The organism is Stutzerimonas kunmingensis (assembly GCF_900114065.1).
Classification (GTDB): domain Bacteria; phylum Pseudomonadota; class Gammaproteobacteria; order Pseudomonadales; family Pseudomonadaceae; genus Stutzerimonas; species Stutzerimonas kunmingensis.
In genome coordinates this window covers 102,807-120,557 of sequence record NZ_FORS01000006.1, presented here as the reverse complement: position 1 = coordinate 120,557, position 17,751 = coordinate 102,807, and the positions used below count along the sequence as shown (strand labels likewise).

Genomic DNA, 17,751 nt, shown 5'->3' with positions numbered 1-17,751 from the left:
ATGCCGCCCTGGATTAGCTGGCGGAATTGGTCGAGACTTCAGTTCTGTCGATATCAGGAGTATCGAATGGATCGCTATACGACCCTGCGCAGCTTCGTGCTGGTGGCCGACTGCGGCAGCTTCGCTGCGGCTGCGCACAAGGAGAACGTCACCCCGGTGGTGATGGGCCGGCGGCTGGATGCGCTGGAGCGGCATCTGGGTGTGAAGCTGATGCACCGCTCGACGCGCGGGCTGTCATTGACCGATCTGGGTGAGCAGTATCTGGAGCGCGCCCGCGGGCTGCTGAAGGATTTCGATGAGGTGGATGCCAGCATCAGCCACGACCGCACCTCGGTACGTGGCCATCTGGTGGTGTCGGCGCCGGCGGCATTCGGCCGGCGACATATCGGCCCGCACGCACCGGCGTTCCAGGCGCGCTATCCGGACCTGCAGCTGTCGTTCAACTTCACCGACAGCGTGGTCGATCTGGTGCGCCACGGTTACGACATGGGCATTCGCATCGGCGAGGTGACCGACCCCAACTATGTGGCGGTGCGGCTGTTTCCGAACAGGCGGGTGGTCTGCGGCTCGCCGGAGTACTTCGCCCGCCATGGCACGCCGACGGCATTGGAAGAGCTGACGCAGCACAACTGCCTGGCCTTCAACCTGCAGGGCGGGCAGCAGCGGGGCTGGACCTTCCTGCGTGACGGCAGGCAGGTGGCGATCCGCGTGGCCGGCAATCTGGACTGCAATGACGGCGAGCTGCTGTTCGACTGGGTCAAGCAGGGCCTGGGCATAGGCTGGCGCTCGACCTGGGAGATCCAGGTCGAGCTCAAGCGCGGCGAGCTGGTCACGGTACTCGACGAGTACGCGCTGCCGGCCTACGACATCCAGGCGGTGTATCCGCAGCAGCGCTACCTGCCGGCCAAGGTGCGTTTCTTCATCGACTACCTGAAGGACATCTACAACGCACCGGGCTATTGGGAAGTGCGCTGAGCGGCTCAATTGCCGCGGTAGGTGGAGAAGCCATAGGGGCTCAGCAGCAGCGGGATGTGGTAGTGCTCGACGCTGCCATCGGCTTCGAAGATCACCGGAACTTCGGGGAAAAAGGTGCTGGCCTTGTGCGCGGCGAACCAGTCGCCGGTCATGAAGGTGACGCGGTAGGTGCCCTTTTCCAGCGCCTTGCCTTCGGGGTACAGCGCGGTGATGCGGCCTTGGGCGTTGGTCTCGCCGCTGTTGAGTGATTTCCAGGCATCACCCTGACGTTGTTCGAGGGTGACGCGCACATCCGGCGAAGGCAGGCCGTCTTGCAGATTCAGCACATGCACGCTGAGGGGGTTGCCAGCGGCCAGGGACAGACCGGACAGGCCGCTGAGCATCAAGCCGGCGGCGATTGAACGTAGTGCTTTCATGGGGTTTTCCTTTTCTTCAGTGGGAGGAGGGCAGCAGTTTTTCGATGGCGGCCATGGCGCAGGCCTCGTCGTTCTTGGCACCGCCGGCACCGGCCACGCCGATGGCACCAATCACCTCGTCGCCGACCTTCAGCGGCACGCCACCGCCGAGCAGCAACAGCTCATCCAGCGTGTTGAGGTTGGCGGCGTCCGGCGTAGCGGCGGCGCGCTCGGCGAACAGACGGGTCGGGGTCTTGCTCGACAGCGCGGTGTAGGCCTTGCGCTGGGCGGCGAGGGTGTTGTGCGGGCCGACGTTGTCGTCCCGGCGCAGGGCAACCAGATTGCCGCCGCGATCGACCACAGCGACCACCGCCGTGCGGTTTTCCGCGTGGCACTGGTCCAGCGTGGCCTGGATCAGGCCATCGGCCAGGGCCAGCGAGACGTTCTGTTGAGTGATCGGTGCCGGCGTGGCGGCGTTGGCGCTTAGGGCCGGGGTAAGTAATGCCAGCGTCAGCAATGACAGTGTGGCTGCGGTACGCATATCGGTTTCCTTGGGTGGCTGAGCTTCGGGGTGCATGGTGCCGATGCCTGCCCGTCAGAACCGTTGCCTGCGCATTACGCTTTTGTAATGGCTCGCAGTGCGGCGGCGCCATAACCTAGCAGGCAGTTGAAGAACTACCTGCGTTGCCATCGCTGCGTTGAAAACAGGCTCAAAATGCTCATTTACCACTTGTAAACTGCGCTTTTTCGCCTGTTTTCGCCTTGCGCTGGCTGCCTCGCTGACGTTCTTCAACGACCTGCGGCGCACATTCAGCGAGGTGATCCGATGCGAATTCTGGTGGTGGAGGACGAGGCCAAGACGGCCGATTACCTCAAGCGTGGTTTGGAGGAGTCCGGCTACCGTGTGGAGGTCGCGCGCAACGGCGTCGATGGCAAATACCTGATCGAGGAGGAGACCTTCGACCTGGTGATCCTCGACGTCATGCTGCCGGGGCTCGACGGCTGGGAGCTGGTACAGGTGGTGCGCAGGCGCTCGGCGCATACGCCGGTGCTGTTCCTCACCGCGCGCGATGCGGTGGAAGACCGTGTGCGCGGGTTGGAGCTGGGCGCAGACGACTATCTGGTCAAGCCGTTCTCCTACGCCGAGCTGCTGGCGCGGGTACGCACCCTGCTGCGGCGCGGGCCGCCGCGGGAAGTCGAGCGCTTTCAGGTTGCTGATCTTGAGCTGGACCTGTTGCGCCGTCGCGTCAGTCGCCAGGGCGAACGCATCAGCCTGACCAACAAGGAGTTCGCCTTGCTGCACCTGTTGCTGCTGCGCCAAGGCGAGGTGCTCTCGCGTGCGCAGATCGCCTCGCAGGTCTGGCAGATGAACTTCGACAGCGACACCAATGTGGTCGACGTGGCGATCCGCCGCCTGCGCGCCAAGGTCGACGATCCCTATACGCTCAAGCTCATCCACACCGTGCGCGGCATGGGCTATGTGCTGGAAGCCGCCACGTGAGCCTGTTGCCGCGTTCAATCAGCCTGCGCCTGGCGCTGGCCTTCGCCCTGGTGGCGAGCGTGCTGCTGGGCAGCATCGGCCTGTATCTGTACCGCTCGCTGGAGCGGGAAATAGGTTGGCGTGACGATCAGGCACTGCTCGGTCGACTGGAGCGCATGCAGGCGCTGCTGGACGACAGCGCCAGCATCGAGGCGCTACGGCAACGTCCGCAGCTGTACGAGAACATGCTGGGTAATCGCGACAGCCTGCTCTGGCTGCTCGATGCTCAGGGGCGCGCGCTGATCGAGATCAACCCGGCGCGGCTGTCCATTCCGACATTGCCGGCCAGCGCCGCAGCGGAGCTGATAGATACAGATGGCGCGCGGCTGGCCTGGCGGCGCCTGCCGGGCGAGGCGGGCCTGACCCTGGTCGCCGGGCGCATGCTCGCTGAGCGTGAGCAGATGCTCGCCGCTTATCGCGTAAAACTGTGGTGGGCGTTGAGCCTCGGCGCGCTGCTGGCGTCAGTGCTTGGCTGGCTGATCAGTCGGCGCGCCTTGCGTCCGGTGCGTCACCTGACCCGACAGGCCTTGGCGATCGACGTGCAGCACCTGCACCTGCGCCTGGACGAATCGGCGATGCCGAGCGAACTGGAGCCGCTGCGTGGGGCGCTGAACCAGATGCTCAATCGCTTGGAACAGGGCTTCGCGCGGCTGTCACGCTTCAGCGAAGACCTTGCCCACGAGATGCGTACGCCGCTCGGCAATCTCATGGGGCAGACCCAGCAACTGTTGCACAAGGACCGCGATGCCGAGGCCTATCACGCACTGCTGGTGTCCAACCAGGAAGAGTACGAGCGTCTGGCGCGGATGATCGACAGCATGCTGTTCCTCGCCCGTGCCGAGCAGCCGGCTGCGGCCATCGAGCGGCAGCGCTTTGCATTGCCGGCACTGGTCGAGCAGCTGTGCGACTACTTCGAAGGCGTCGCCGAAGAGCGCGGCATTCAGCTGCTCGACGAAACCGAGGGTGAGCTGGTCGGTGACCCTGAGATGATCCGCCGGGCGCTGGCGAACCTGCTGGCCAATGCGTTGCGCTACGGCGCCAGTGACAGCCCGGTGCGCATCGTCAGTGGCTCAGGAGTAGGTTGGCGGTCGGTCAGCGTGATCAATCTGGGACCTCCGATCCCGCCCGAGCATCTGCCGCGGCTGTTCGATCGCTTCTACCGCTGCGATCCATCGCGCGCCGAGCCGGGCGATACCGGCGGCCTGGGGTTGGCCATCGTGCGCTCGATCATGCAGCTGCATGGCGGCGAGGTGAGTGTTCGCAGCGACGCCGGGGTGACCGAATTCACCCTGCGTTTTGCCGAAACGCCGGCCTGATTCCGATCATTGGCACCGGATCGGGAAGCCGCACCGCGCTGTCACAGCTAATGTGGATACAACCGCCTGTGAGAGACGCGCTTGTGGATAGTCTGAAAATCGCTACCTACAACATCAATGGCATCCGTGCTCGCCGGGGCAATCTGCTCGAATGGCTGGCGCGCGAGCAGCCCGATGTGGTCTGCCTGCAGGAACTCAAGGCACAGGACGCTGATTTTCCCATCGATGACATCCGCGCGGCCGGCTATGGCGCCATCTGGCATGGGCAGAAATCCTGGAACGGGGTGGCGATTCTGGCCCGCGATTGCGAGCCGCTGGAGATCCGCCGTGGTCTGCCGGGCGATCGGGATGACAGCCACAGCCGCTACCTGGAAGCAGCCGTGCAGGGTGTGATCGTTGCCTGCCTCTACCTGCCCAACGGCAACCCGCAGCCGGGGCCGAAATTCGATTACAAGCTGAGCTGGTTCGAGCGCTTCATCGAGCATGCTGCCGGCTTGCTCGCCAGCGGGCACCCGGTGGTGCTGGCCGGCGACTACAACGTGGTGCCCACCGACGAGGACATCTACAACCCGCGCTCCTGGAAGAAGGACGCGCTGCTGCAGCCGGAAAGCCGCGAATGTTTCGAGCGCCTGCTGGCGCAGGGCTGGACCGACGCGTTGCGCGCCAGGTACCCCGACGAGCGCATCTACACCTTCTGGGACTACTTTCGCCAGCACTGGCAGAAGAACTCCGGGCTGCGCATCGACCATCTGCTGCTTAGCCCGGACCTTGCGCCGCGGCTGCAGGATGCCGGCGTCGATCGCTGGGTACGCGACCAGGAACATGCCAGTGACCATGCGCCTACCTGGATAACCCTGAAAGGTGACGCGGGCGCGGCGGCTGAGCCGGCGAAGTCGAACAAGCGTGGCAAGACGGGGGCGAGGAGCTAGAGGCAGGCGGTGCTCGAACGATGCGGCAACGTGCGACGCGGCCGGTTCTACAAGGCCTTGTGCCAATCGTCGCTGAGGCATCAGCAGATCGACGGTCGCGACTAGTATCCGGGCAACTGGTCGGCAAACGACATCGCGGGCTCCAGCGGCTCGCTGTCGACGGTATTCATACGGCAGCAATGGCAGCCAGCAAACGGGGAGGGACTCCATGTCTGATGACATACAGCAGGATCAGGTCGATCGATTCGGGATGGCCGATGATCCGCTCTCCATCCTGCGTCGCCTGGAGAGCGCCAACCTTTCATTGAGCGAGATGCTCGTCGAAACCCTGCATGCCGTGCGCACGCATCTGGGGATGGATGTCGCGTTTATCAGCGAGTTTCGCGGCGGCAGCCGGATTTTTCGCTACCTGGACGGCAATTTCGTACCCCTGCAGCTCGAGGTCGGGGCGTGCGATCCTCTGGACGACAGTTACTGTCAACGCGTGCTCGACGGGCGCTTGCCCGAGCTGATTCAGGACGCGGCGACTCTACCGGAGGCGTTGGCCATGCCGGTGACCAAAGCCTTGCCGGTCGGCGCGCACCTCAGTGTTCCGCTGCGCTTCAGCGATGGCCGGCTCTACGGCACCTTCTGTTGCTTCAGCACCACGCCGGACAACAGCCTCAACGAGCGAGATCTGAATACGCTGCGGCTGTTCGCCGACTTCGCCGGCAGATTGCTGGAACGCCATGCGCTCAATGAGATCCGCTATGCCGAGACGCTCACGCGCATTCGCTCGGTGCTCGAGCAACGCGCGTATTCGGTGGTGTACCAACCCATCGTGCATCTGGTGGAAAACCGCATCGTTGGCCACGAGGCGCTGGCTCGATTCAGCGCGCAGCCGCAGCGAACCCCGGACAAGTGGTTCGCCGAGGCCGGGCTGGTCGGCTTGCAGCAGGAGCTGGAGGTCGCCCTGATCGAGGCGGCCCTGCACGACTTCGATCAGCTGCCGGCAGACAGCTACCTGTCGCTCAATGTTTCGCCGGAAACCATCCTCGCCGGCGCGCTTGACACGGTGCTCGCCGATCAACCGCTGGCGCGGCTGATGCTCGAGGTGACCGAACACGCATCGGTACAGGACTACTCGCAGCTGGCCGAGGCACTCGAACCACTGCGCAGCAAGGGGCTACGGCTGGCGGTTGACGATGCCGGCGCCGGTTACGCGAGTTTCCGCCATATCCTCAAACTCAAGCCGGACGTGATCAAGCTCGACAGCAGCCTGATCCGCAATGTCGACAGCGACACCGGCTGCCGCGCGCTGGCCGCCGCGTTGATCCGCTTCGCCGAGGAAACCGGCTGCAAGGTCGTCGCCGAAGGGGTTGAGACCCAGGAGGAACTGGCCATGTTGCGGCGGCTTGAAGTGAACAAGGCACAGGGCTACCTGCTCGGTCGGCCGATGCCATTGCATCACGGGCTCGCCATGAGCCGACAGGCATAGCCGGCGTAGCCGGGTGATGAGCCAAGAGAGTGCCTTCGGGCGGTTTCGCTGAACCTTTGTGGTGCGTGGGCAGTCGACTTTATAACGCGGGCGGCAGCGATGTGGCCCTTTCCGAGTCGACTTGTCAGGAGGTACAAGATGGATACGAAAGACACGATTTCAGTGCTCAACGACCTGATTGAAACCAGCAAGGATGGCGAAAAGGGCTTCCTCGAATGCGCCGAAGACCTGCGCGATCCGCAGCTCAAGAGCACCATGAATCAGCGTTCGCGCGACTGCGCCACGGCCGCCGCTGAGCTGCAGCAACTGGTTCGCTCCATGGGCGGCGATCCGGAGACCAGCACCAGTGTGGCTGCCGACATGCACCGTCGCTGGGTCGACCTCAAGTCGATGATCACCGGCAAGGACGACGAGGCCATTCTCAACGAGTGTGAGCGTGGTGAGGATGTCGCGGTTAAGAGCTACCGCAAGGCGCTGGAAAAAGACCTGCCAGCCGAAGTGCGGATCGTGGTCGAACGTCAGTACCAGGGCGTACAACGCAACCATGATCAGGTGAAGGCTTTACGCGACGCGGCTCGCGCCCGGAGCTGATGCTTCGCCAGCCGGTCAGGGTTTGAAGAACGCCAGCGCATGCTGGCGTTTTTCGTTTCCGCCGGTCAGTCAACCTGAGCCGGTTCGGCGATTTCGCAACCCTTGAGTACCAGGCGAATGATGGTGTCCGCCGCCGCATCGTAGTCGGCTTCGTCGAGGCGGTTCTTGCCGGTGACGGTGCTGATCTGCCAGTCGAAATCGGCGTAGGTCTGGGTCGCCGCCCAGATGCTGAACAGCAGGTGATTGGCATCGACCTTCGCCATCAGGCCGTCGTCGATCCAGCGCTGGATGCAGGCGATGTTGTGTGCCGCCTGGGCGTTGAGTTGTGCAGTGCGTTCCGGTGACAGGTGCGGAGCGCCGTGCATGATCTCGTTGGCGAACACCTTCGAGGCGCAGGCGTGGTCGCGGGAAATCCTGATCTTGGTGCGGATATAGGCGCGCAGGACCTCGGCCGGATGGCCTGGCTGGTTGAACGGCGCCGAGGCTTCGAGCAAGGGTTCGACGATGCTCTCCAGCACCTCGCGGTAGAGATTTTCCTTGGACTTGAAGTAGTAGTAGACGTTGGGCTTGGGCAGCCCGGCGCGGGCGGCGATGTCACTGGTCTTGGTCGCGGCGAAGCCCTTTTCGGCGAATTCTTCGCTGGCGGCTTTGAGGATCAGCTCTTTGTTGCGCTCACGGATACTGGACATGGGGGCCTTTCGCTGGCTGCCGGCGATACGAACAAGCGCCCGCATGCTAGCACCCTGGTCGCAAGCCCCTCAACCGAAGCGCCGGAGGAGAGGCGAAGGGGCCCGGAGCCCCTTCGCGATAGCACTCAGAAGTGCGCTTTGACGATAGCGCTGAAGGTGTTCTGGTCGGTTTTGCCAACGAAGTTTTCGCTGACGAAGCCGCCGTCTTCGATGCCGTACTTGTTGGACCAATAGTCGTACTCGATACCGACGTACAGCTTGCCTGGGGTGTAGTCCAACGCCTTGCCGAGGTCGTACTTGATCTGCGGCACGATGTGCAGGTTCTTCTTCAGGAAGTCTCCGCGCGACTCGGAACCGGCGTCGTTGACGACCCAATCGATAAAGCCGTCGAAGAGGATGTCCGACTTGCCAACCGGGAAAGTCATCGCCCAGGTGGGGGTCACCTGCCACTGACCGGAAGCGCGGCCGGTGGAGCCGTCGGGCTTGCGATAGTAGAAGTTCAGTGCGAAACGGTCGAAGCCGGGCAGGTCCAGATCGAAACCCGGTCCCAAGAGGTAGTTCTGATTCGGTACGCCTTCGGCCGAGCTTTCACCACGCTCATAGGTGGCGGCAACCAGAACGTCCTTGACCACACCGAAAGACAGGTCGCTTCCGCTGATCTTGCTTAGCGACAGGCGTGGGCTGAACTCGCCGTAGTAGGTATGGCCGTCGCTCCCGCTCACGCCGTTGTACCAGATGTTGTCGACGAAGAAGAACATGTCGCCCCATGCCCAGCCGCTGGCATGCTCGAAGGTGACGGTCTGCTGGGTGTCGGGGTCGACCTTGTAATCCTGGCCGTAAAGATAGGTCAGGCTGTTGTTTTGCCAATGCATCAGATCGCCAGCCAGCGCCGGTGTCGCAAGCAGTGTGCCGGTAAGGGCGAGGCAGAGCGGGGCAGTCTTCAGTTGCATGGAAGTGGTTCCTGTGTGTTTTTTTATAGGCTAGGCCGTCGCGACCGGGCGCGTATTCTGGGCGAAGGCCGAGACGGCGGGAAGCGGTGTGTGTGTCGTTCAGCCCGTTGAATCGGCCCGGGCAGCCTGTGGCATGACGTCGCGGTCGTGGCGGTCGTGCGGCTTGTAGTCCGGAATATTCACCGACAGCGTATTGGTGCCAACGGCATCCTCGACCAGCTCCTCGGGGTCGAATACATCGACTTCGCTCGGTTCGCGCGGCAGGAACAGGTTGAGCAGGATGGCGCTGAAGGCGCCGATGGTGATCGGCGAACCGAAGATGTTCTTCAGCACCTCGGGCATCGCGCTCAGCACCTCCGGCACGCCGGCGACACCCAGGCCGAGACCCAGGGAAATCGACACGATGAGCATGTTGCGGCGATGCAGGCCGGCTTCGGCGAGGATCTTGATACCGGCGATGGCCACGGTGCCGAACATGATCAGCGTGGCGCCGCCGAGCACCGGCTTGGGCATCAGCTGCAGCACACCGCCGACGAAGGGGAACAGACCCAGCAGTACCAGGACCGCGGCGATGTAGTAGCCAACGTAGCGGCTGGCGACGCCGGTGAGCTGGATGACGCCGTTGTTCTGGCTGAAGGTGGTCATCGGCAGGCTGTTGAACACCGCGGCGACCGCCGAGCTGCAGCCATCGGCGAGGATTCCCGATTTGATCCGCCGCAGATACACCGGCCCGCGCACCGGCTGACGCGAGATCATCGAGTTGGCGGTGAGGTCGCCGGCGGTTTCCAGCGGTGTGATGAGGAAGATCACCGCGATCGGGATAAAGGCCATCCAGTCGAAGGCGAAACCGAAACGGAAAGGTTGCGGCACGCTGAGCAGCGGCAGTTCGCCCAGCTCGGCGAAGTCCACCTTGCCCATGGACCAGGCCACCAGATAGCCCGCGGTCAGCGCGATGATCACCGCCGACAGCCGCAGGATCGCCCAGGGAAAGCGGTTGAGCACCACGATGATGCCGATCACCAGGCCGGCCAGCGCCAGGTTGGGCAGGGCGCCGAGGTCATCGGCGCCGTAGCCGCCGGCGATATCGGTCATCGCCACCTTGATCAGCGAAAGGCCCATCAGGCAGATGATGGTGCCGGTGACCACCGGGGTGATCACCCGGCGCAGCTTGTTGATGCACTGGCTGAAGGCGATCTCGACGAACGCGGCGCAGAAACTCACGCCGAACAGCGTGGCGAGGATATCCTCCGGCGTGCCGCCACGCGCCTTGACGATGAAACCGGCGCTGAGGATGGCGCTGAGAAAGCCGAAGCTGGTGCCCTGCAGGCACAGCAGTCCAGAGCCGATGGGACCGAAGCGCCGGGCCTGGACGAAGGTGCCGAGACCGGAGACGAACAGCGCCATGCTGACGAGGTAGGGGACGTATTGATCGAGGCCAAGCGCGCTGCCGACGATCAGGGTGGGGGTGATGATACCGACGAAGCTGGCCAGCACGTGCTGCAAGGCGGCGAAGGTCGCGGGTAGCGGGCCGGGGCGATCATCGAGCTGATAGATGAGGTCCTGATTCGCTTGCGGAGCGGTGCCGCTCCTGTTTTCGGTTGCGGTCATTGTTAAGCCTGCCATTTGTTGTTTTACGGTCATGGGCTTGCGAGGCTTCACGGCACCTCTATCGCTGTCCGTCGAAAGCTGTTCGATCGGTCAGGACGCCTGGACTATAGCAACCTGTAGACAGGCTGATAAACAATAAATCAGAAAATTGTGCACAATTGGATCGACGGCAGTTGGCCCAGATCGCGCGAGCGGGTCTGGACCGGGCCTCAGCGCGGTGCCTGCAATTCCCGCGAGACATTTTCCGCAAGGCCCGCGCCGGCCTCGCTCATGGTCAGGTAGGTGCGGTCGGCGCCAGCTTCCTGGATGCGCTGGGCGATATCCTCGTACATCGCGTGGGACACGATCAGCCCGCCAAATCCGCTTTCGCGCAGCTTGCGGGTAGAGATGATCTTGGCCTCGGGATCGTTCATCGCCAGGATCACCGCCTCGACCTCGTTCATCTCCAGGCTCTGCCAGAACATCTGGTCCTCGGCATCGGCAAAGAGGATGTGCCGGCCCTCGGCGGTGTTCTTTTCCACCATGACCGGGTCGGAATCGAGGCTGACCAGGGCGAAACCCTTCTCCGCCAGATAGTCGTAGGCGGCGCGCCCGGTACGGCCCATGCCCATGATCAGAATGCGCGCATCGCCCAGGGACACCGGTTGTTCGTCGGGGTGGCGAATGTTGCGCTCGTAGCGGAGCAGACGCGGCGCCAGACGTTCGTACAGCGGATGGGCGAAACGGTTGATCTGCGCCGAAACGATGAACGAGAACGCCACGGTGATCGCCAGCGGCATCAGCCACTGCGGCAGCACCACACTGACGACGATCAGGCCGAATTCGCTGTAGTTGGTCAGGCTGGCGGCGCTGAGAAAGGCGCTGCGGGCGCGCAGGCGGAAGGCGACGAACAGGCCGAAGAACAGCACCGCCTTGAGCGGCAGCAGCAGCGACATGGCGAAGGCGAACCAGAGGGCGTTGGCATCCGGCAGCCCACCGATGCCGATCTTCAGGAAGAAGCCAACCAGAAACACTTCCTTGATCGCCCACAGCGAGTTCGACAGCTCGCCGGCACGCTTGTGTTTGGCGAGCATGGCGCCGAAGGCCAGCGCCCCCAGTTCGGAACTCAGGCCGACGTATTCGAAGCCGAGACCGCCGGCCACCAGCGCCAGCATCAGGCCCAGCAGCACCATCAGCTCCTCGTGGCCGCTGTGGTCGAGCAGGCGGAACAGCACGGGGCGCAGCAGCGGCAGCAGGAAGACCAGCAATGCCCAGGCGGAAGGGGCCTTGCCCGCGGCGAGGCTCATGACCACCAGAGCGATGAGGTCCTGGATGATCAGCACGCCGATGGCGACGCGGCCGTGAAAGGCGCGCAGCTCGCGCTTGCTTTCCAGCACCTTGGCCGCCAGCACGGTGCTGGAGAAGGACAGCGCGATTGCCAGCAGCATGGCCTCACGCCAGCTGTTATCGAGGATCAGCATGATCGCCGGCATCACCAGCACGCTGGAGATGAAGAAGTGCAGCAGGCTGCCGCCGATGACTTCGCGGCGAACCAGATTGCCGAGCTTGAGCTTGAGCCCCACGGTGAACAGCAGCAGGAGCACGCCCAGATGCGACAGGTGATCGAGAACGATGCTGTCGTCACGGGTCACGCCCACGTAGTCGCCCGCTGCGGCCAGCGCGAAGCCGGCGCCCAGGTAGCCGATCAGCGGCGGCAGGCCGATGAAGCGGGCAAGCAGCCCGAGGGCGAAAGCGAAGGCAATCCAGCTGGCTTCAATCACGGGGCGGCGTCCGGCGTCGAGGGAGGGCGCGGCATTTTAACGGGGTGTCGGCGATTGGGTAGCGTCGGCAGCGATATTCCTTGCGGGAATCTGCTCGCGCGCCGCGCCCTGGAGGCGGGAGTTGCCGTGATGCAGCGCAGCGTTGCCAAACCTTGCCTAGGGAGCCGAGGAGGGATGTGGTGCGGCCAGTGCTCTCAACTGGAACGGTACGTAGAGAGAACGCCGCGCGGGCTGCGCGCGGCGTCTTTGCTCAGTCGATGGACGCGCCCTTGGCGATCCAGTCACCCAGCAGATCGCGCTCGTCCTGGGTCATCTGGGTGATGTTGCCCAGCGGCATGATCTGGCTGGCCACGGTTTGCGCATGGATCTTCGCCGCCTGCTCGCGTATCTGCTCGGCGGTATCGAACATCACGCCCGCTGGGGCCGCGCTGAACAGCGGGCTGCTCGGCTGCGCTGAGTGGCAAACGGTGCAACGCTCGTGAATCACCTCGCTGACCTGGGCGAACTGGCTGGCACTGGCGCCGCTCTGCTGTGCACTCGTGCTGGCCTGCTCCGGCGAAGTCGCCGCCAGGTTTGGTGCTGCCGGCTGACGGTTCGGCGCGGTGACGTAAGCCAGGCAGATCATGCCCAGAGCCGCGGCCGGTAGCGCCCAGGCAAAGCGGTTACTGTTGTGGCGGGTGTTGAAGTAGTGGCGCGCCAGCACCGACAGCGCGCCGAGCGCGGCGAGGATCAGCCAGTTGTATTCGCTGCCGTAAGTGCTCGGGAAGTGGTTGCTGATCATGATGAACAGCACCGGCAGGGTGAAATAGTTGTTGTGCCGCGAACGCAGCAGGCCCTTGGCCGGCAGCACCGGATCGGGCGTGCGGTTCTGTTCGATGGCGGCGACCAGCGCACGTTGGGCCGGCATGATGATGCGGAACACGTTGCCGACCATGATGGTGCCGATCAGCGCGCCGGTATGGATGTAGGCTGCGCGGCCGCTGAATACCTGCGAATAGCCCCAGCACGCGGCGATCACCAGCACGAACAGCACCAGGCCGAGCAGGGCGGGGGTCTTGCCCAGCGGCGAGTCGCAGAGCAGGTCGTAGACGAACCAGCCTACGATCAGCGAGCCGAAGCCGATAGCGATGGCCGCCGCAGGGGACAGCTCGCTGCCCGGTGCGATCAGGTACAGGCTGGGGTTGAGGTAGTACACCACCATCAGCAGCGCCACGCCCGACAGCCAGGTGGTGTAGGCCTCCCACTTGAACCAGTGCAGGTTTTCCGGCATCTGCGGCGGCGCCAGCTTGTACTTCTCCAGGTGGTAGATACCGCCACCGTGGATGGCCCAGAGATCGCCCGACAGGCCCTCACGCGGGTTGGCGCGGTTGAGGTTGTTCTCCAGCCAGACGAAATAGAAGGAAGCACCGATCCAGGCGACGCCAACGATCATGTGAATCCAGCGGATACTCAGGTTCAGCCATTCGGTCAGATGGGCGTCCATTTGTCATGCACCTCTTGCGGCCTGCAGGCGGCCGTATTTCTTCTTATTGGAATCGGCTTGAGCGCGGCGCGAACGCAGGCAAGGCAACGCCGAATGAGCCAGCGCAGTAGCGGTCATGTCGATTCCGGTTGGGGGTCGAGGAGGAGTTGCTGATCCTCCGTGAAGAAGTACTCGTCGCAGTTGTTGCCAGAACCGCTGCGATCGACCACCAGGAATTCATCCCGCTTTTCGATCGTCAGCACCGGGTGGTGCCAGACGCCGCGGTGGTAATTGACGCCCTGCCTGCCGTTGCTGCGGAAGGCACGGACGTGGCCCGGTACAGGTGCATCGCCAAGTGGCGCGACCACGACCAGAAAGGGGTTGCCGAGCAGCGGGATGAAGGCCTGGCTGCCCAGCGGATGACGTTCGAGCATGCGGATGACCAGCGGCATCTCCAGCGCCTCGGCGGCGAAGATGCTGATGATCGCCTGGTCATCGGGCGCGGCGGTCTCGACCGTGGCCATCTTGTGATAGCGGCGGGTCGAGCCGTTGTTGATCATGAAGTAGTCGCTGCCTTCGGTCTCGATGACGTCGCCGAAGGGGGCGAAGGCTTCCTTGGTCAATGGCTCGATGGTCAGGGTGCGCATGGTGTGCTCGTTCTTTGTTGAAGGATCGGTATTCGCTTGGGGCTGCTCCCCCTCACCCTAACCCTCTCCCCGGAGGGGAGAGGGAACTGGCGCGGAGAAACGGCTGACCTCGTTCCTCCCTCTCCTCTCGGGGAGAGGCCGGGGTGAGGGGAAAGGCGCTTCCTACTTCGCCACCTTGCCAAACAACCGCAGCCGGCTCACACCGCCATCCGGGAAGATGTTCAGACGCACATGGGTGATCGGGCCGAGCTTGGCGATCTGCTCGCTGAACTCATGTTCGGCGTGCATCGACAGCTTCTGGCTCGACAGCAGCTCGCGCCAGAACAGGCTCTGGGTCTCGATCTGGCTGTCGGTGCCACCTTTGACGTAAGCCGCCTGGACCGAGCAGCTGTCCGGGTAGTTGCCCTTGAAGTGCAGGGTGTCGACGACGATGCGCTCGATCTCGCCCGGATGGCCGAGGGCGACGATGACCCAGTCGTTGCCGGGCGTGCGGCGGCGGGCGGTTTCCCAGCCGTCGCCCATGTTTTCGCCGCGGTTCGGGTTGAGGATGTTGCTCATACGGCCGAAATGCTCGTCCGAGCAGGCCAGCGCGCGACCGCCATTCAGCGCCGCCGCCAGGTCGATCTGCTCGTTGTCGCCGACGCTGCTCCAGTCGCGGAACGGGATGCCGTGCACGCGCAGACGCGCCACGCCGCCGTCCGGGTAGATGTTGAAGCGCAGGTGGCTGACCGGCTTGTCGAAGGCGATCTCGTGGTAGTGGTGGCTGTTGCCCTGGAGCTCGACGGCCGGAAGGATTTCCGTCCAGACGGTGTCTTCGATCGGGTCGCCGTCAGCGACGAAGCAGGCTTCCAGCGAGGCGGACGGCGGGTAGTTGCCGGTGAAGTGGCTGGTGTCGATATCCACGCCCTTGATCTGACCAGGCACGCCCAGGCGGATCACCGCATGGTCGTAACCTTCGAAGCGCTTGCGGCGCGACTCCCAGCCATCCATCCACTTGCCGTTGTCATCGAAAACGCCCTCCTTCCATACGGCCGGCGTTGGCTGGAACAACCGGTTGACGTCGGCGAACCAATCGTCGGTGACGGAGATGGCGCGGGTGCCCAGGCGGGCATCGGCCAGGTTGACGTATTTTTCGAAGGGTACGGCGTAAGCTTTCATGGACTCGTCTGCCTTGGATGAGAAGCGGTTTCTGTCATTACTGCCTTTGTTGCGGTTGGTGCTCGTTACATCGCCTGCAGGCGGAACAGGGCGATCTTGTTGATTTCCACCAGCGCCCGGGCGAATTCCTGCTCGGGATCGTTGTGGATGCGTTCTTCGAATGCGGCGAGGATCTGGTGCCGGTTGCTGCCTTTGACCGCCATGATGAAGGGGAAGCCGAACTTGGCCTTGTAGGCCTCGTTGAGTTCGGTGAAGCGGGCGAACTCCTCCGGCGTGCATTCGTGGATGCCGGCGCCGGCCTGTTCCGAGGTACTGGAGGCGGTCAGCTCGCCACGCACGGCGGCCTTGCCGGCCAGGTCGGGGTGAGCATTGACCAAGGCCAGCTGAGTGTCATGGTCGGCGGCGAGCATCGCCTGGGACAGGCGGGTGTGCAGCACTTCGATGTCGTCCAGCGTCTCGTCGACGCCCGCCTGGTAAACGGTTTCGGCAACCCAGGGTGAGTGCTCGTAGACGTCGGCAAAGGCGGCGACGAAGGCGTCGCGATCCAGCGTCGAGGGTTTGATCGTCTTGAACGGGGTCATCAATTGCGCTCCGCGATAAAAGGGTGGGTGGCGTGCCAGTGGCGGGCGATGTCGACACGACGGGCGCACCAGACCTTCTCATGACCCTTCACGTACTCAATGAAGCGTGCCAGCGACGCCAGACGCGCCGGGCGCCCGAGCAGCCGGCAGTGCATGCCGATGGACAACATCTTCGGCGCGCCTTCGCAGCCTTCGGCGTAGAGCACGTCGAACGCATCCTTCAGGTAGGTGAAGAAGTCATCGCCGCTGTTGAAGCCCTGCACCTGGGTGAAGCGCATGTCGTTGGTGTCCAGCGTGTAGGGGATCACCAGATGCGGCTTGTCCGGCGTCGACTCGGAGTCCCAGTACGGCAGGTCGTCGTCGTAGGTGTCGGAGTCGTAGAGAAAGCCGCCTTCCTCGCGTACCAGGCGCCGGGTGTTGGGGCCGGTGCGGCCGGTGTACCAGCCGAGCGGCCGTTCGCCGGTGATCTCGCCGAGGATGCGGATGGCTTCCTGCATGTGCTCGCGCTCCTGCGCCTCATCCATGTACTGGTAGTCGATCCAGCGGTAGCCGTGGCTGCAGATTTCGTGACCTGAGCCTGCCATCGCCTTGATCAGCTCGGGGTGACGCTGGGCGGCCATGGCGACGGCGAAGATGGTCAGCGGGATGTCGTGCTTGTCGAACAGCTTGAGCAGGCGCCATACGCCAGCACGGCTGCCGTATTCGTAGAGCGACTCCATGCTCATGTGGCGCACGCCTTGCAACGGTTGCGCGGCGACCATCTCGGAGAGAAAGGCCTCGGATTCCTTGTCGCCGTGCAGCACGCAGCGTTCGCCACCTTCCTCGTAATTCAGCACGAAGGACAACGCGATACGCGCATCGCCCGGCCAGTGCGGGTGCGGTGGGTTGCTGGCGTAACCGATCAGGTCGCGTGGGTAGTCGGCGCTCACTGGGGTGCTTCCTGTATGGCAGGTCGTCATGGCACGACCGGATGGCTGGATTGTATACAAATTGAATGAGGCTTTGTAAATAGCAATTTTCATCCTTTCGCTATAGCTGGTATCTGCCGTGTCGCGATCAACCATGCTCAGAGGCATCTGCAGCTTGCAGGTAACGGGCCAACCGATGCTTGAAAAACTGTATACAAAAATATCTGCAGATTGTCTTGAGCGATGTGGGGAGGATGGTTATGCTCGGGGCAGTTTCCATTCAACAGAGCGGAGGTGCCCGTGGGCCGATTGACCACACACGTACTCGACGCCGCCCACGGTTGCCCGGGCAGCGGAATCAAGGTGGAGCTGTACCGCGTCGAGGATCAGGCGCTGACCCTGGTCGCAACCCGTGAGACCAATGCCGACGGGCGCTGCGACAGTCCGTTGCTGGAAGGTGCGGATTACCTGTCCGGTGTCTATCAGCTGCAGTTCAGTGCCGGCGATTACTACCGCCGCCGTGGTGTGGTCCTGGCGGATCCTGCGTTTCTCGATGTGGTGGTGCTGCGCTTCGGGATCGATTCGGAGCAGGAGCATTACCACGTGCCGTTGTTGGTATCGCCGTATAGCTATTCGACGTATCGGGGTAGCTAGTCGCTTTTCCCTTCAGTGCTGACTCTTGTGGAGTCCCTTTGCCCGCCTTAATGGCGGGTTTTTTATGGGGTGAGTTTGGTTGGCGTGAGGCGCTCGGCGCGGGTTACAGCG

18 protein-coding genes are annotated in these 17,751 nt (G+C 63.5%); 7 read left to right on the top strand and 11 right to left on the bottom strand.

The features are described 5' to 3' along the window. Positions 1 to 66 precede the first annotated feature (66 nt). A complete protein-coding gene (locus tag BM275_RS15570) occupies positions 67 to 975 on the top strand; it encodes a LysR family transcriptional regulator (RefSeq protein WP_090522205.1) in 909 nt (302 codons plus the stop codon). Positions 976 to 980: 5 nt separating this feature from the next. On the opposite strand, the gene uraH (BM275_RS15565) is transcribed toward BM275_RS15570, so the two are convergent. Continuing rightward, the gene (uraH, locus tag BM275_RS15565) at positions 981 to 1,391 is read right to left on the bottom strand and encodes a hydroxyisourate hydrolase (protein ID WP_090522203.1); all 411 of its coding nucleotides are present in this window, start codon (positions 1,389 to 1,391) and stop codon (positions 981 to 983) included. A gap of 16 nt (positions 1,392 to 1,407) precedes the next feature. Next, positions 1,408 to 1,911 (bottom strand): GlcG/HbpS family heme-binding protein, encoded by a 504-nt coding sequence (locus BM275_RS15560; protein ID WP_090522201.1) that lies wholly within the window; start codon positions 1,909 to 1,911, stop codon positions 1,408 to 1,410. 285 nt (positions 1,912 to 2,196) lie between these two features. Here BM275_RS15560 and BM275_RS15555 point away from each other — a divergent pair, with 285 nt between their 5' ends. The 5 genes from BM275_RS15555 to BM275_RS15535 all read left to right on the top strand — a co-directional run bounded on the left by BM275_RS15555 (position 2,197) and on the right by BM275_RS15535 (position 7,223). Beyond that, positions 2,197 to 2,871, top strand: coding sequence for a heavy metal response regulator transcription factor (locus tag BM275_RS15555; protein WP_090522199.1), 675 nt, complete (start codon positions 2,197 to 2,199; stop codon positions 2,869 to 2,871). Next, positions 2,868 to 4,226, top strand: coding sequence for a heavy metal sensor histidine kinase (locus tag BM275_RS15550; RefSeq protein ID WP_090522197.1), 1,359 nt, complete (start codon positions 2,868 to 2,870; stop codon positions 4,224 to 4,226). Before BM275_RS15555 ends, BM275_RS15550 begins: the two co-directional genes overlap by 4 nt. 83 nt (positions 4,227 to 4,309) lie before the next feature. Continuing rightward, positions 4,310 to 5,155, top strand: coding sequence for an exodeoxyribonuclease III (gene xth / locus BM275_RS15545; protein ID WP_090522195.1), 846 nt, complete (start codon positions 4,310 to 4,312; stop codon positions 5,153 to 5,155). Positions 5,156 to 5,363: 208 nt separating this feature from the next. Next, complete coding sequence (locus tag BM275_RS15540) at positions 5,364 to 6,632, top strand: sensor domain-containing phosphodiesterase (protein ID WP_090522193.1); 1,269 nt, start codon at positions 5,364 to 5,366, stop codon at positions 6,630 to 6,632. 138 nt (positions 6,633 to 6,770) lie between these two features. Next, entirely contained in the window at positions 6,771 to 7,223 is a 453-nt protein-coding gene (locus BM275_RS15535; RefSeq protein WP_014819409.1) for a PA2169 family four-helix-bundle protein, read from the top strand. Positions 7,224 to 7,288: 65 nt separating this feature from the next. Here BM275_RS15535 and BM275_RS15530 read toward each other — a convergent pair whose 3' ends face one another. The 9 genes from BM275_RS15530 to puuE all read right to left on the bottom strand — a co-directional run bounded on the left by BM275_RS15530 (position 7,289) and on the right by puuE (position 17,007). Then, a complete protein-coding gene (locus BM275_RS15530) occupies positions 7,289 to 7,912 on the bottom strand; it encodes a TetR/AcrR family transcriptional regulator (RefSeq protein ID WP_090522190.1) in 624 nt (207 codons plus the stop codon). Positions 7,913 to 8,037: 125 nt separating this feature from the next. After that, on the bottom strand, positions 8,038 to 8,862 hold the full coding sequence (locus BM275_RS15525) for an outer membrane protein OmpK (protein ID WP_090522188.1): 825 nt from the start codon (positions 8,860 to 8,862) through the stop codon (positions 8,038 to 8,040). Between the two features lie 99 nt (positions 8,863 to 8,961). Next, on the bottom strand, positions 8,962 to 10,470 hold the full coding sequence (locus tag BM275_RS15520) for a uracil-xanthine permease family protein (protein WP_180982742.1): 1,509 nt from the start codon (positions 10,468 to 10,470) through the stop codon (positions 8,962 to 8,964). Between the two features lie 209 nt (positions 10,471 to 10,679). Further along, on the bottom strand, positions 10,680 to 12,230 hold the full coding sequence (locus tag BM275_RS15515; protein WP_090522184.1) for a cation:proton antiporter family protein: 1,551 nt from the start codon (positions 12,228 to 12,230) through the stop codon (positions 10,680 to 10,682). Between the two features lie 250 nt (positions 12,231 to 12,480). Next, on the bottom strand, positions 12,481 to 13,713 hold the full coding sequence (locus tag BM275_RS15510) for a urate hydroxylase PuuD (protein WP_090522182.1): 1,233 nt from the start codon (positions 13,711 to 13,713) through the stop codon (positions 12,481 to 12,483). 113 nt (positions 13,714 to 13,826) lie between these two features. Beyond that, on the bottom strand, positions 13,827 to 14,339 hold the full coding sequence (locus BM275_RS15505; protein ID WP_090522180.1) for an ureidoglycolate lyase: 513 nt from the start codon (positions 14,337 to 14,339) through the stop codon (positions 13,827 to 13,829). Positions 14,340 to 14,501: 162 nt separating this feature from the next. Beyond that, a complete protein-coding gene (gene alc / locus BM275_RS15500) occupies positions 14,502 to 15,497 on the bottom strand; it encodes an allantoicase (protein WP_090522178.1) in 996 nt (331 codons plus the stop codon). A 65-nt stretch (positions 15,498 to 15,562) separates the two neighbouring features. Continuing rightward, positions 15,563 to 16,078, bottom strand: a complete 516-nt coding sequence (gene uraD, locus BM275_RS15495) for a 2-oxo-4-hydroxy-4-carboxy-5-ureidoimidazoline decarboxylase (protein ID WP_090522176.1) — start codon at positions 16,076 to 16,078, stop codon at positions 15,563 to 15,565. Then, positions 16,078 to 17,007 (bottom strand): allantoinase PuuE, encoded by a 930-nt coding sequence (puuE, locus tag BM275_RS15490; protein ID WP_090522174.1) that lies wholly within the window; start codon positions 17,005 to 17,007, stop codon positions 16,078 to 16,080. Before puuE ends, uraD begins: the two co-directional genes overlap by 1 nt. Before the next feature lie 279 nt (positions 17,008 to 17,286). Here puuE and uraH (BM275_RS15485) point away from each other — a divergent pair, with 279 nt between their 5' ends. Next, positions 17,287 to 17,640 carry a hydroxyisourate hydrolase gene (uraH, locus tag BM275_RS15485; protein ID WP_090522172.1) on the top strand — a complete coding sequence of 118 codons (354 nt, stop codon included), beginning with the start codon at positions 17,287 to 17,289 and terminating at the stop codon, positions 17,638 to 17,640. Positions 17,641 to 17,751 lie beyond the last annotated feature (111 nt).

What these genes read in the sequence shown, in the direction of transcription:
- BM275_RS15570 (WP_090522205.1), top strand. Translation starts at nt 67, where the DNA reads ATGGATCGCTATACGACCCTGCGCAGCTTCGTGCTGGTGGCCGACTGC.
- uraH (WP_090522203.1), bottom strand. Translation starts at nt 1,391, where the DNA reads ATGAAAGCACTACGTTCAATCGCCGCCGGCTTGATGCTCAGCGGCCTG.
- BM275_RS15560 (WP_090522201.1), bottom strand. Translation starts at nt 1,911, where the DNA reads ATGCGTACCGCAGCCACACTGTCATTGCTGACGCTGGCATTACTTACC.
- BM275_RS15555 (WP_090522199.1), top strand. Translation starts at nt 2,197, where the DNA reads ATGCGAATTCTGGTGGTGGAGGACGAGGCCAAGACGGCCGATTACCTC.
- BM275_RS15540 (WP_090522193.1), top strand. Translation starts at nt 5,364, where the DNA reads ATGTCTGATGACATACAGCAGGATCAGGTCGATCGATTCGGGATGGCC.
- BM275_RS15535 (WP_014819409.1), top strand. Translation starts at nt 6,771, where the DNA reads ATGGATACGAAAGACACGATTTCAGTGCTCAACGACCTGATTGAAACC.
- BM275_RS15530 (WP_090522190.1), bottom strand. Translation starts at nt 7,912, where the DNA reads ATGTCCAGTATCCGTGAGCGCAACAAAGAGCTGATCCTCAAAGCCGCC.
- BM275_RS15525 (WP_090522188.1), bottom strand. Translation starts at nt 8,862, where the DNA reads ATGCAACTGAAGACTGCCCCGCTCTGCCTCGCCCTTACCGGCACACTG.
- BM275_RS15520 (WP_180982742.1), bottom strand. Translation starts at nt 10,470, where the DNA reads ATGACCGCAACCGAAAACAGGAGCGGCACCGCTCCGCAAGCGAATCAG.
- BM275_RS15510 (WP_090522182.1), bottom strand. Translation starts at nt 13,713, where the DNA reads ATGGACGCCCATCTGACCGAATGGCTGAACCTGAGTATCCGCTGGATT.
- BM275_RS15505 (WP_090522180.1), bottom strand. Translation starts at nt 14,339, where the DNA reads ATGCGCACCCTGACCATCGAGCCATTGACCAAGGAAGCCTTCGCCCCC.
- alc (WP_090522178.1), bottom strand. Translation starts at nt 15,497, where the DNA reads ATGAAAGCTTACGCCGTACCCTTCGAAAAATACGTCAACCTGGCCGAT.
- uraD (WP_090522176.1), bottom strand. Translation starts at nt 16,078, where the DNA reads ATGACCCCGTTCAAGACGATCAAACCCTCGACGCTGGATCGCGACGCC.